Raw genomic sequence first — 13621 nt, forward strand, 5'->3', positions numbered from 1 at the left:
AACCGCTACATGATACGTTCATTATACCTTGATTCGTTAGACATGTGTAGTCAAGTCTTTCCCTGCATAGTTACCATAAGAAATCAACAATAGTGTCGGATATATTTGACAAATCAAGGGATTATAGGTATTATAAAGTGTATTTCTGAATAAATCAGGAAATGAATACTCAGGAGGTAGAATAATGAAATTTACTGCAAATAAACGTGAAGCTGCAGGTACAAATGCTTCAAAACAATTGCGTAAACAAGATCTAGTGCCTGGTGTTGTGTACTCTAGTGACATGGAACCAGTTAATATTACGATGAATCGAGCTGACGTTGATCAAATCAAACGTGAATTAGGGATTAACTCTGTTTTCACATTAGATTTAGATGGCGAAACAAAAACTGTTTTCGTACGTGAAATCGACAGCGCTGCTATTAAACCAATTGTTTATAACATTAGCTTGCAAGCAATCAAAAAAGGTCAAAAACTTGAAATGCCAATTTCAATTACTGTTGTTAACGAAGAAGAATTGGGCGACGCTGATGGTGTAGCTGCAGTTAACACATTCGAAATTGATGTTGTTGCTGACCCTTCAGTAGCACCTGAAGTTATCGAAATCGATGTTACTGGTATGCACATTGGGGATACAGTAACAGCTGGTGATATTAAATTACCAGAAGGCGTTGAATTAAACCAAGACGCTGAAGAATCTATCGTTTCTATCACGGTTCCAGATGAAGAACCTGAAGAAGACGCTAACGAAACTGAAGAAGAAGCAGAACCAGAAGTTATCAACGAAAAACCTGGTGAAATTGTCGAAGAAGACGACTAATTCATTTCTTAGCTAAACACAAAAAGACAGGGTGAGGAAAATTCACCCTGTCTTTTTTGATTCTTTTTTATTAGTTTAGCATTTCACTCTAAGCGCGTCGACTAGTGATTAATTGTGGAGCTACTTTAATTAATAAGAAAGTAATTAGCCATCCAAAAATCCATGTAGCAATCCCGCTTAAGCTATTCATAACAAAAGAATAATATACTGCACTCATGCCTTCAGGAGCAAATTGATTCCAGAAAAAAACACCCGCAATAAAATGAATAAAGTATTGACATAGCATTGCTATAAAGGTCCCTACCCCAGTATAAAGTAATAACTGAGCAGATTGATTGGCTTTAATCGCCGTTTTTACTTGATTTGCCCAAAAACCAGCTAAACCACCAAATCCGAATGCAAACATATATTCCAAAAATCCTTGAAACGGTGTTAAAACATCTGCCGTTCCCGTTAACAATTTTAATATTCCCCATAGAAATCCAGCCAATATCCCAGCTTTATAATCTCTACGAAAAGCAATAATAAAAATCCCAATAACCCCTAAGTTCACTCCAAAACTAGGTCCTAGCTCAATAGGGATAAACGAAACGAGTAAACTAACGACAGCTGCTAAAGCCGCCTCAATCCATACATATAGCCGTTTTTGCGTCATCCAATCGCTCCTTTAAAATATCTTTTTGTCAATATATACACATAAGGAGCTATTCAGCCTGGCATAAACGAGTCTTAAGATTATAAATAAAAAAGGATGTAGATTGTCTACATCCTCAAAACATGAACTGATTAGAAAATGACACAGTTAAACTGAGCCACTGTCACTTCCTTACGCTAGCATTAACTAGTTCAAGTCTTGAGGGTCTGTTTGTTACATCTCAGCCGAATAGGCTCCCCTAGTGTATAAATTATCTGACAATTTATAGTATAGTCCTGAGACTTTTAAAAGTCAAAATCAAACGCTCAAAATTCTATTTACTTAACATCACTAAATCCTGTCCATCGACTTCCTCTAATTGAACCGTTACTTTTTCGGTTTTTGCAGTTGGAATATTTTTCCCAATAATATCTGGTCTAATTGGTAATTCTCGATGGCCACGATCTACGAGCACAACTAATGAAATCCGATTGGGACGCCCACGATCCATTAAAGCATCCATCGCTGCACGGATAGTTCGCCCAGTATATAAAACATCATCAATTAAAAAGATATGTTTGCCTGTAATATCTACCGAACTCTTCGCCTGATTTAACTGAGGTTCACTAACCCCACTTTCGCGGTCATCACGATAATCGGCAGTATCCAATTCAATAAAAGGAACCGTTATCCCTTCCAATTCTTGTAATCGTTCCACCATTCGTTTTCCAATCACTGCTCCGCGAGTTTTAATGCCAACAATCACGACATCATCTAGTCCCTTATTACGTTCAATCAATTCATATGTCATACGCATTAATGCTCTACGCATCGCTTGAGCATCCACAATTTCTACTTGATTTGCCATCGTTATTCTCCTTTTTTGATATTATTTTATTGAAATTCTAGCTCATTAGCAACTGTCTAGGTGAAATGTGGTATGATTTTATAAAAGGAGAGAAACAATTTATGAAACTTAGATTTAGCGAAAAGGCATTGGAGCAATTAAAAGCTAAAAACCAATGGACTAACCTATGCTTTAATACGATTGAACGTTTAGGCTTAGATGATCGAGGCGTCAATCGTTTTATTATGCTAGCCAATGTCAAAAACATTTCGGATTACGATCATGCTATTGATACACCAATTGGTAAAGTACATTATCAAGAAGAAGTGAGTCGCATCCTGGATAAAGACAATGAAATCGACTATGATGACTATCGTCACGCCTTTATTTTATTAGTCAATGGTCAAGTCGTTGAAGATGATATTCCAGTGATGAACGAGCTCAAAAAAATCGACAAGTAAGCAAATAGATGATAAGGGAGAGGAATCATGTCAATTTGGAAGCAGTTTTATAAACAATCATTAACTGAGCGTCTGAACCGTTTAGTCAACGGGCGCTATCTCAATGAAAAAACCGCCACTTGGTTAGCAAATAATCAATCACTTCCTCTCGAAATTGCTGATCATATGAGTGAAAATGTCATTGGTACCTATGGACTTCCTTTTGGAGTTGCCTTAAATTTTATGATTAATCAGAAAGATTACTTGATACCAATGGTCATCGAAGAACCCAGTGTCATTGCTGCTGCTAGCTATGGTGCAAAATTAGTTCGTAAAAATGGTGGCTTTACTGCTCACGTTTCCAAACGATTAATGACTGGTGAAATTGCCTTATTGAATGTTCAAACTCAAAATGAGGCTAATGAACTAACAACATGGATTAACGCTCATAAAAATGATTTGCTAGATGTCGCAAGAAGTGCACATCCAAGTATTGTTAAGCGCGGTGGTGGCCCAATCGACATTCGTACGCATTATTATCCACAAACTGAGCAAACAGCTGCTTTCTTCGTTCTCTATCTTACAGTAGATACAAAAGAAGCTATGGGTGCCAATATGATGAATACCATGCTTGAAGCCATCGATCACTATTTGAATCATTACTTTCATGAACACAATCTACCTTATGAAACATTATTAGCTATTCTCTCAAATTATACGACCGATTGTTTAGTCACCGTTTCAACGACAATTTCAGCTGATACGCTCACAAAGCAACACTTATCCGGTCAATGGGTAGCTAAGCGTATTGCGCTAGCCAGTCAATTCGCTAAAACCGATACTTATCGAGCAGCCACACACAATAAGGGCATGATGAATGGTATCGATGCCATTGTTTTGGCTACAGGTAATGATTGGCGAGCCATCGAAGCAAGTATCCATGCTTATGCAACAAAAACTGGACAATATCAAGGGCTTACGACATGGACTTACGATGAAACCAACCAACGACTACACGGGGAACTCACAATCTCTATGCCAATCGGAACCGTTGGGGGTTCAATCGGTATTCATCCTAGTGCCAAACTTGCTCATCAACTCTTAGGACATCCTGACGCCAAAACTTTAATGACAATCATTGCTAGTGTTGGGTTAGCTCAAAACTTTGCCGCACTTAGAGCGCTCGTTAGTGAAGGCATCCAAACGGGACATATGCGCTTACAGGCAAAATCGTTAGCCATTCAAGTTGGTGCTCAAAGTGATGAAGTGGAAAGTGTGACCGAAAAACTCCTACAACAACCTCAGTTAAATCAGGAAACGGCGAAACAAGTCCTCCTTAATTGGCGAAATAATCATTCCACACATAACTAACAAAAAGCGAGTCTCGTTTTTTCACGGGACTCGCTCTATTATTAATTATTTTTCTGATATAATCGTTTATGCTCTTCGATTCCACCAACTTGATAAACGACATTTGGTTCTTCAGATAGATACTGTGAGCTACCGTCAGTCGGCAATGTTTCTTGGAACATCTCTTCATATGCTGATAAACTCAATGATTGGCGATTTGTCAGTAATTTTTGCTGAATTTCTGGAAGTAACGCCTCTTTATAATTGGCTTGTAAGGTTAGTGAGAAGAATTCTCCAACAGCACCTGAGCCATAACTAAACATTCCAATACGATCCCCACTCGTTAAAGTCTCGTCTTGTTCTAACAGACTTAATAAGCTTAGATATAAGGACCCTGTATAAATATTACCTACTTGTCGATTATATTCTCGACTATTCTCAAAATGTTCCAATAACTCGTTGGCTTTTGTTTCACTCACTTCAGGCAACAATTGACGTAACCCTTTTAAGCCCATCTTAGTATATGGGAGATGGAAACAGATTGCTTCAAAATCGTCTAATGTCAACTCGGTTCTTTCTTTATATTTAGACCACACTTGATCTAAAAATTCCAAATATTTTTCTGTTGAATATTTTCCAACAACTTTTGCAGTATCAGAATAATTAGGGCGCCAAAAGTCCATGATATCTCCTGAGAAATATACGGAATCATCATTGACAGTAGCAATACGTGGATTAGCCGTAATTAACATAGCGACTGAGCCAGCTCCCTGAGTGGCTTCGCCTGATGAAGCTAGACCATAACGCGCAATGTCAGCAGCTATTACTAACGCTTTACGTTCAGGATGACGGGTCACATGATCGACCGCTGCTTGTAAGCCAGCCGTAGCACCATAACAAGCTTCCTTAATTTCTATTGCCCGAGCAAATGGATTAATAGTTAACAAATCATGAACATAGACCGCCATTGCTTTTGATTGATCCACTCCACTTTCTGAACCAACAATCACATAATCAATAGCTGCTCTATCTTCATCCGTTAAAATATTATTTGCCGCATTACAGGCTAAAGTCACAGGATCTTGAGTAATCGGAGCTACCGCCATTTTCGACTGTCCTAGACCTTTCAAAAATTTACCTGGTGCTTCATGACGGGCTTCAGCTAAATCCGCCATATCCATATAATATTGAGGAGTATAGAAACCTAACTTATCAATACCTACTTCCATTAAAAAACCTCCTAGATAACATCTATTCTCTTTATTTTATCATAACTCATCCAACGACTCTATAAAGATACTATTAAGTTATGAATAATTAGTCTCTTCTTTCAATCGATTGCTACGATAACACCGCTTCTAAACATTAGCGCAATGAGTATAAATGAGATTCGTCGCTTTATATATGGTTCTATGTTATACTAATTGAGACTTTGACAAATTAGACAATTTAGATAACTGTATATTTTGATAGAAAGGATTTATATGAAACCCCAAGTCGTCTTTGAAGACAACCACCTACTCGTTGTTAATAAGCCTGTTAATATGCCAGTACAAGCAGACGCGTCAGGTGATTTAGATTTATTAACGATTTGTAAACAATATATAAAAGAAGAATATAACAAGCCTGGAAATGTTTATCTCGGTTTAGTTCATCGCCTTGACCGCCCTACTGGAGGCGCTTTGGTGTTTGCTCGAACATCAAAAGCAGCTTCTCGCCTCGCTAAACAACTTCAACGTCATAAAATGGATCGCGAATATATGGCAGTCGTTCATGGACATATTAAACAGATGTCAGGTAAATTGGAAAATTATTTGATTAAAGACCATCAAAAAAATATTGTTTCTGTCGTCGACAAGAAAACAAAAGGTGCTAAAAAAGCTATTTTAACTTATGAAGTGATTGGCTATGCCGAGGAGTTTACGCTAGTTAATGTTCGCTTACATACTGGTCGCTCGCATCAAATCCGTGTACAATTTAGTCATCTAGGACATCCCCTTTATGGCGACCAAAAATATGGGGCTAAAATCAACAAACCGGGACAACAGTTAGCCTTATGGGGATCTAAATTAGCTTTTAAACATCCCACACTAAAAGATTTAATGACCTTCCATTCAGAGCCACCTTTGACTTATCCTTGGTCATTATTTAATAACGAATAAATAGATAAACGTCAGGATTAATCCTGGCGTTTTGCTTATTTGGTGATAATTTGAGCGGCATCATCTTCAGCGATAATGACTTTATTTGCTCGATTAAGGAATAATCCATGTTCAACAACACCGACTAAATGAATCAATTCTTCGGCTAGGTCATATGGATGTGTAATTTTTTCTAGATGTAAATCGATAATATAATGTTTATGATCCGTTACATAAGGATTTCCTTCTGAATCTAGTCGTAATGTTGGATGATAACCTTTTTCTTCAAAATAACGTAACAATTGTTGGCTACCTTCTGTTATTACTTCTACTGGTAGAGGGAAAGCGCCCAATTGGTCCACTTTCTTCGTATGGTCAGCAATCCAAATAATCTCTTGACTATTGTTAGCAACAATTTTTTCAATAAGCAAGGCGCCGCCACCACCTTTGATTCCATTTAAGTCATCATCAAACTCATCTGTTCCATCCACTGTAATGTCTAATTGTTCAACCTCATCAATCGAGCGAATGGTGATTCCTTGTTCTTGTGCTAATTCAGCTGTCGCAATTGATGTTGGCACTCCAACAATTTTAAGTCCTTCATTTTTTATCCGTTCAGCTAAAGCCAACACAAAATAATAAGCTGTTGACCCCGTTCCTAATCCGACAGTCATCCCATCCTGAATAAACTCAGCTGCCTTTTCTCCTACTAATTGCTTCTCGTTAGTCACGTTAATCGTCCTCCTACTATCTTTAGTCCTTCACAATACTGCCTTAATCATACGGAAGTTTTAATTTAAAGTCTAGTCAGTCTAGACATTTCCTCCAATAATAAGTAAGATTTAACCCGTGAGATTATTCGCAGCCCTTTTTTTACCGTATAATAGAATCAATCATAATAAAACTATCATTAAGGAGTCTTTTTATGTCTAGATCAACACCAAATGTTACCTCTCATTTTCGAAAAGATATGATTATGGTCCCTGAAGCGATTAACGAAGCTTCAGGAATTCGCGTTTTCGGTCGTACGTTAAAATCGTTTGTTTTTACAACTGATGTCGCTACAATTACTTATTGTAATGCCGATGCCGTTTTAGCGGTTTATCCCTTCTCTCCTCATCCATCGATTATCCAAGCTATCAGTTCACTAGCACAACGCCCCGTATTTGCAGGCGTTGGTGGGGGACAAACCCAAGGACGTCGGAGCGTTGATGTGTCTCTATTTGCTGAAGCTGCGGGTGTTTCTGGTATTGTCGTTAATGCCCCTATGCCAACCGATCACATTTTAGAAATTGAAAAAACAGTCGATTCCCCTATTATTGGTACCGTCGTCTCTGCTTATAACGATATTTCCGCTCGCTTAGCTGCTGGTGTCGATATTGTTAACGTTTCTGGTGGAAAAGATACACCGGATATTGTCGCACGAATTAGAGAACAATATCCCGATTTACCGATTATTGCTACTGGAGGCAAAAGCGATGATACCATCCGTGCTGCCATAAAAGCTGGAGCAAATGCCATTTCATGGACGCCACCGACAACGGGGGACATTTTTAAAGAAAAAATGGCGACTTATCGTAAAGACAGAAGAAATGAATTCATAGAATCTCATGATGGTATGACGCTTAACGAGTATGAAGAGTTTCTTGAAGAGAAAACAGATAATCATTCCTCATTATAGAAAGGTTTAGGCCCATTAATTATGACAGAATATACTCAACGTTTAACTCACTTGCAAAATACACTTAATCAACAGTCAATTGATGCGATGATTATTTCAAGTCCCGACGCAATTACCTATTATACCGGTGTTTCTAATGATCCAATGGAAAGACTTTGGTTATTAATTGTTCAACCTCAGCAACCTTCTCAATTAATTGCTAATACTCTGTTTTCCGTTCCTGATTCTGATGATTACGACATTATTTGGATTGATGATACAACCGAGATAACAGATGCTTTTAACCGATTAACCTATCCATTAGCTGATGAACAAGCCTTACATATTGGTATCGATAAGACGTGGTCTGTCGGTCAATTTTTCCCTATTGCTAAAGCTCATCCTAATTGGCAATTTGATGTGACTAGTGACTTAGTCGACCAACAAATTGCTACGAAATCTCCTGCAGAACAAGAAGCGATGCGTGAAGCCTCAGCAATTAATGACCGCGTAATGGCACGCATGATTTCTGAAGTGATTCCCTTAGGCATCTCTGAACTTGAGGCTATCGAACATTTAAAACGCCTTTATCTTGAAGAAGACGCTGATGGAGGATTTAGTTTTGACCCTATTGTCGCTTATGGTGCTAATGGCGCTGATCCTCATCATGTCCCCGACAACACGCTTCCTCAAATTGGGGATGCTGTTGTCATCGATATTGGTTGCCGACACAATGGCTACTGTTCTGATATGACACGAACCGTTTATTATGGGGAGGTTTCTCAACTAAATCGTTCGCTTTACCAAATTGTGAAAAGAGCCAACGAAAAAGGAATTTCTGCAGTTACAGAAGGCGACCCAATAGCTAATGTTGACCAGGCCAGTCGTGACTTTATTACAGAAGAAGGTTATGGTGAATATTTTACTCATCGTACCGGTCACTTTATTGGACAATCCGTTCACGAATCTGGAGATGTTAGCAGTTCAAATCATCAGCCAATAGCAGTCGGTAATATTTTCTCTGTAGAACCCGGTATCTATTTACCGAATCAAACCGCTGTACGAATTGAAGATTTAATTATTGTGACAGAAGATGGCCCAGAAGTTATTAATCATTATTCTAAAGATCTACTCGTTATTGAGCCACTACATCGTTAGTCACATTCAAAAAAGACCGTCAATTTTTATGACGGTCTTTTTATTTACTCTTTAGCTAAAAAGTGTAAGATATCCTGCCGATTAATGCGACCAATATATTGGTCATGGTGGTAAACATTCACCTGTTCATTAGACGCTAATACCGAATATAATTCCGATAATAACGTGTCTGTTTGAAGTGATGGATGACTGTCTTCAGCCACATCCTGATTATAATAGCCATTATCAATTAGTCGACTAACCGTTTGATGATTTTGCTCAGGATTACTGAAAAACTGTTTCACAAAGGCTGTCTCAGGATTATTCACTAATGACTGCGGCGTTCCTACCTGTTCTAAGATGCCATCATTAATAATACCGATTCGATCTCCAATACGTAATGCCTCTTTCATATCATGAGTGACAAAGACAATGGTCGTCTTAAATTCGTCATGTAAACTGACGACTAAGTCTTGCAACGATTCTCGAATAATCGGATCTAATGCACTAAATGGTTCATCCATTAGAATGATTTCTGGTTGGGCAATTATCGCACGTATAATACCAATTCGTTGTTGCTCGCCACCTGACAATTCACTTGGATATCGCGATAAATACGTTTCTGGATCCAAATCAACACGCTTTAATAATCGTTTCGTCTCCTTGACAATTTTTTGTTTTGGCCAGCCAAGCATTTCCGGAATAACAGCGATATTTCGTTGGACAGTCATATTAGGAAATAAGGCAATTTGTTGTAGAACATACCCAATTTTCCATCGCAGTTTTTGTAAATCGTACGATTGAATATTTTCCCCTTCAAAAAGAATATCACCTTCACTTTGTTGGATTAAACCATTAATCATTTTTAAGCTAGTCGATTTTCCGCTTCCCGACGGACCAACTAAAACAAAAATTTCACCGCGAGGAATCGTTAAATTAAAATCTTTTAACACCAATTGATCCCCAAATGCTTTTGAGACATGGTTAAATGTAATCATGGGTTCCAATTTTAATCCCCTTCCTCTACTAATCCGTGCGCAACCAAGTAATCGTGAGCTACCTCTTGTGCATCTTTTTCTTCTACATTTACAGCATAATTCATTTTGGCCATCTCTTCTTCAGTAATTTGACCGGCTAGTTGATTTAATGCTTCCACAATTTTAGGATGGTCATCATAAAATTCCTGACGCATTAATGGTGCTCCTTGATAAGAGGCAAATAGTTGTTGATCGTCCTCTAACAATTTTAAATGATACTCTTCTAACTGACTATCAGTCGAATAAGCATCTGTAATATCAATATCACCGTTGCCAATGGCTTCATAACGGAGTGACGGTTCCATACTAGCAACGTCACCAAATTGTAAATCATATAATGATTGAATACCTTTATACCCATCATCACGATCAATAAACTCTAAGGTAAAGCCTGCTTGCACTTGTTGGCTAATTGCCTTTAAATCTGAAATTGTTGTTAATTGATGATCTTTAGCATAATCGTCTCTCACAGCTAACGCATAAGTGTTTTGATAGGCCATTGGTTTTAACAATGTCATATCAAATTGCTCTTTTAATCGCTTGTCGGCTTCTTGGTATGTTTCTTCAGGTGATAGTTGGCTCGCATCTAACGATTCAGGAACGGACACCAAACTGTCTAGAACAGTTCCTGTGAATTCTGGGTAAATATCAACTTCATCACTTTTTAACGCATTAAACACAAAACTTGTTTTCCCAAAATTTGATTTTAATTCAACAGTCATATTGGGATCTGCCTCTTCAATTAATTCTTTATACATATTAATCAAGATATCTGGCTCAGACCCTAACTTACCAGCAATTCGAACCGTTTCTTCTCGGTTTTGATACTGTTCATATATTGTTCCCCCTACAATCATTAAGCACAGCGTCAAAATAATCCCTAATGACCATTTGGGTTTCATATATTGCAGCATACGAATAAGTCCACTGAAAATAACCGCCAATAATGCCGAAGCAATAGCTCCGATTAACGTAAGCGCTAAATTATTTCGGTCAATCCCTAATAAAATAAAGTTCCCGAGACCACCACCACCTACCAAAGCAGCTAAGGTTGCGGTCCCAATAATCAATACAAGCGCACTACGAATACCAGAAATAATAATAGGCATCGCAATCGGTAAGTCAACTTTAAATAGTCGCCGTAACCTTGACATTCCAAAGGCGGTAGCAGCTTCTTCTAAAGCGGGATCAATTTCCGACAGTCCCACATACGTATTTTGAAAAATGGGCAACAGAGCATAAATAACTAACGCAATTAATGCTGGGGTTGACCCTATGCCAACAAAAGGAATTAATAATCCTAGTAACGCTAACGACGGAATCGTTTGTAACACACTGGTTATTTGTAAAACCACTTCGCCAACTTTTCGATGATTAACTAACCAAATCGCTAACGGAACCGTAATCACAATCGCAATTAATAAAGCGGTCAGTGAAATACCGATATGTGTTAATGTCGCTGATAACAGTTCATCTTTACGTTCTATGAACGTTTCTAACAAGGCATTCATAATTTCCCCCTAGCTTACTTATTTTCACACAAGGTATCTTAATCATATATTTTTGTGAATATTGGCGCAAGAAAAACGCTTGCGTAGTGAAAAAATAAATTTTACAAAAAAAGCGTCCCATTCTCTAGAGAACAGAACGCTTACACAAAACGATTCAGCGTAAATATGTGATGACTGTATGTCCAAATACGACTAAAAGAATAATAGCAATGATAACTAAAATGACACCTATAACTAATCGCCAAGGGTGTTTAGGGTTGGACCATTGCCACTGCTTATCTTTTTGCTCTTTAAAATAGATTTCATTGGTATCTAGTAAATTAATATTTTGGTTAACAGAATCGATGTCACGAAACTCAGCCTTAGAATACTCTGTGGTATCTTGATTTGCTAAATGTGAGGAAGTATGACGTTTGTCAGTTGCTTCCATATATTTTTTCCATTCACGATAGGTTCGTCGTTTCATTCTAAGGCCTCCTTATGTTACTGATGACGTTATTTACAGTATAAAGGAATTTCATTTGGATTTGAACTAAAGTTCACATTTATCAACAAAATCCGTCGCTAGTTTGATATTTAAACTAAAATATTATTTTCTCATAACTTATTCTCTTTTTAAAGCAAAATTCATTTGACACTCCTTAGAAAATAAGGGAAAATTTACATAATACATCCGTGGCCACAAGCGGAAAATAAATGGAGGAAACTTAATGGTAAGTGAAAAAATATTATTTACAAGTGAAAGTGTCACTGAAGGACATCCTGATAAAATTGCTGATCAAATTAGTGATGCCATTTTAGACGCTGCTTTGGCTCAGGATCCTTATAGTCGTGTGGCTTGTGAAACAGTAGTTAACACAGGTCTAGTGGTTCTTGTTGGAGAAATCTCTTCACAAGCGCAAATTGATTATCAAGATATTGTGAGAAAAACGGTAGACAACATTGGCTATAACCGTGGGAAATATGGCTTCGATGCTGAAAATTTAGCCGTTCTTGTTGCCTTAGACCAACAATCTCCCGATATTGCGCAAGGGGTTGACCACTCTTTAGAATCAAAATCCGCACCTGCCGATAATAATAGTGAACGGGATGCTGCATTAGGAGCTGGTGACCAAGGTTTAATGTTCGGTTACGCAACTGACGAAACGCCTGAATATATGCCTTTACCACTCACATTAGCGCATCGTTTAACCAAACAATTAGCCACTTTACGTCATCAAAATGTCTTACCTTATTTACGTCCAGATGGTAAAGCTCAAGTGACGATTGAATACAACAACGATAACGAGCCACAACGGGTGGATACAGTCGTTCTAAGTACTCAACATGACGATAATATTGATCAAGAAACGTTACATCATGACATCATTGAACATGTCATCAAACCAATGATTCCCGCTCATTTGTTAGATGACGACACACATTTTTTGATTAATCCTACCGGTCGCTTTGTTATCGGTGGACCAAAAGGCGATTCCGGTTTAACCGGTCGTAAAATTATTGTCGATACTTATGGTGGAATGGCTCGTCATGGCGGTGGTGCTTTCTCTGGAAAAGATGCCTCAAAAGTTGACCGTAGCGCTAGTTACATGGCCCGCTATATCGCTAAAAATATTGTAGCGGCTGGTTTAGCCAAACGTTGTGAAGTCCAATTAGCTTACGCTATTGGAGTTGCCGAACCGGTCTCTATTCGTGTTGATACGTTTGAAACAGGAACCGTTGGCTATGAAGCGTTGATTGAAGCGGTACGAGACTTATTTGATCTTTCCCCAAGTGGTATTATCAATTCTTTAGAATTGCGTCGCCCAATCTATGAAGCCACTGCTTCATATGGTCACTTTGGTCGCAAACCAGAGAACGGTATTTTCCCTTGGGAAGCAACTGACAAAGTAGACGCTTTAAAAGCTTACTTTAACTAATTATACTAACGATTTAATAAAAACAGCTAAGGTTAATCTTAGCTGTTTTATTATCTATTAAGCATTATTGGTGAAAAGGGAAAATCGTGGTAAACTATATGATAACGAAAAAAAGATAGGATCTG

The 13621-nt window shown here is 38.0% G+C and carries 14 protein-coding genes and 1 riboswitch; of the genes, 7 read left to right on the forward strand and 7 right to left on the reverse strand.

The window, feature by feature from the left end; genetic code table 11:
- Positions 1–184 precede the first annotated feature (184 nt).
- Positions 185–820, forward strand: a complete 636-nt coding sequence (locus B8955_RS01110) for a 50S ribosomal protein L25 (RefSeq protein WP_084097833.1) — start codon at positions 185–187, stop codon at positions 818–820.
- Positions 821–908: 88 nt separating this feature from the next.
- On the opposite strand, the gene thiT is transcribed toward B8955_RS01110, so the two are convergent.
- Both thiT and pyrR read right to left on the reverse strand, forming a co-directional pair.
- Positions 909–1475 carry an energy-coupled thiamine transporter ThiT gene (gene thiT, locus B8955_RS01115; RefSeq protein ID WP_084097834.1) on the reverse strand — a complete coding sequence of 189 codons (567 nt, stop codon included), beginning with the start codon at positions 1473–1475 and terminating at the stop codon, positions 909–911.
- Positions 1476–1626: 151 nt separating this feature from the next.
- Positions 1627–1725: riboswitch (TPP riboswitch) on the reverse strand.
- Positions 1726–1788: 63 nt separating this feature from the next.
- The gene (gene pyrR, locus B8955_RS01120) at positions 1789–2322 is read right to left on the reverse strand and encodes a bifunctional pyr operon transcriptional regulator/uracil phosphoribosyltransferase PyrR (RefSeq protein WP_084097835.1); all 534 of its coding nucleotides are present in this window, start codon (positions 2320–2322) and stop codon (positions 1789–1791) included.
- A gap of 101 nt (positions 2323–2423) precedes the next feature.
- Here pyrR and B8955_RS01125 point away from each other — a divergent pair, with 101 nt between their 5' ends.
- Complete coding sequence (locus tag B8955_RS01125) at positions 2424–2762, forward strand: iron-sulfur cluster biosynthesis family protein (RefSeq protein WP_159444406.1); 339 nt, start codon at positions 2424–2426, stop codon at positions 2760–2762.
- Between the two features lie 27 nt (positions 2763–2789).
- Positions 2790–4112, forward strand: a complete 1323-nt coding sequence (locus tag B8955_RS01130; protein WP_084097837.1) for a hydroxymethylglutaryl-CoA reductase, degradative — start codon at positions 2790–2792, stop codon at positions 4110–4112.
- A 41-nt stretch (positions 4113–4153) separates the two neighbouring features.
- Here B8955_RS01130 and B8955_RS01135 read toward each other — a convergent pair whose 3' ends face one another.
- Positions 4154–5320 carry a hydroxymethylglutaryl-CoA synthase gene (locus B8955_RS01135; protein WP_084097838.1) on the reverse strand — a complete coding sequence of 389 codons (1167 nt, stop codon included), beginning with the start codon at positions 5318–5320 and terminating at the stop codon, positions 4154–4156.
- Positions 5321–5575: 255 nt separating this feature from the next.
- Between B8955_RS01135 and B8955_RS01140 the strand changes: the two genes are divergently transcribed.
- On the forward strand, positions 5576–6253 hold the full coding sequence (locus B8955_RS01140; RefSeq protein ID WP_084097839.1) for an RluA family pseudouridine synthase: 678 nt from the start codon (positions 5576–5578) through the stop codon (positions 6251–6253).
- 35 nt (positions 6254–6288) lie between these two features.
- Here B8955_RS01140 and rpiA read toward each other — a convergent pair whose 3' ends face one another.
- The gene (rpiA, locus tag B8955_RS01145) at positions 6289–6963 is read right to left on the reverse strand and encodes a ribose-5-phosphate isomerase RpiA (protein WP_084097840.1); all 675 of its coding nucleotides are present in this window, start codon (positions 6961–6963) and stop codon (positions 6289–6291) included.
- A 194-nt stretch (positions 6964–7157) separates the two neighbouring features.
- Between rpiA and B8955_RS01150 the strand changes: the two genes are divergently transcribed.
- Positions 7158–7913, forward strand: coding sequence for a beta/alpha barrel domain-containing protein (locus B8955_RS01150; RefSeq protein WP_084097841.1), 756 nt, complete (start codon positions 7158–7160; stop codon positions 7911–7913).
- Positions 7914–7934: 21 nt separating this feature from the next.
- Positions 7935–9050 (forward strand): M24 family metallopeptidase, encoded by a 1116-nt coding sequence (locus B8955_RS01155; protein WP_084097842.1) that lies wholly within the window; start codon positions 7935–7937, stop codon positions 9048–9050.
- 44 nt (positions 9051–9094) lie between these two features.
- Here the strand turns inward: B8955_RS01155 and B8955_RS01160 are convergent, their stop codons facing one another.
- The 3 genes from B8955_RS01160 to B8955_RS01170 all read right to left on the reverse strand — a co-directional run bounded on the left by B8955_RS01160 (position 9095) and on the right by B8955_RS01170 (position 12043).
- Positions 9095–10036, reverse strand: a complete 942-nt coding sequence (locus tag B8955_RS01160) for an ABC transporter ATP-binding protein (protein WP_143238321.1) — start codon at positions 10034–10036, stop codon at positions 9095–9097.
- A gap of 2 nt (positions 10037–10038) precedes the next feature.
- Complete coding sequence (locus B8955_RS01165; RefSeq protein WP_084097843.1) at positions 10039–11577, reverse strand: ABC transporter permease/substrate-binding protein; 1539 nt, start codon at positions 11575–11577, stop codon at positions 10039–10041.
- Between the two features lie 154 nt (positions 11578–11731).
- Positions 11732–12043, reverse strand: coding sequence for a hypothetical protein (locus tag B8955_RS01170; RefSeq protein ID WP_084097844.1), 312 nt, complete (start codon positions 12041–12043; stop codon positions 11732–11734).
- A gap of 244 nt (positions 12044–12287) precedes the next feature.
- Here B8955_RS01170 and metK point away from each other — a divergent pair, with 244 nt between their 5' ends.
- Positions 12288–13496 carry a methionine adenosyltransferase gene (gene metK / locus B8955_RS01175; protein WP_084097845.1) on the forward strand — a complete coding sequence of 403 codons (1209 nt, stop codon included), beginning with the start codon at positions 12288–12290 and terminating at the stop codon, positions 13494–13496.
- Positions 13497–13621 lie beyond the last annotated feature (125 nt).

This window comes from Aerococcus suis, from assembly GCF_900176325.1.
In the GTDB taxonomy this organism is placed as follows: domain Bacteria; phylum Bacillota; class Bacilli; order Lactobacillales; family Aerococcaceae; genus Aerococcus; species Aerococcus suis.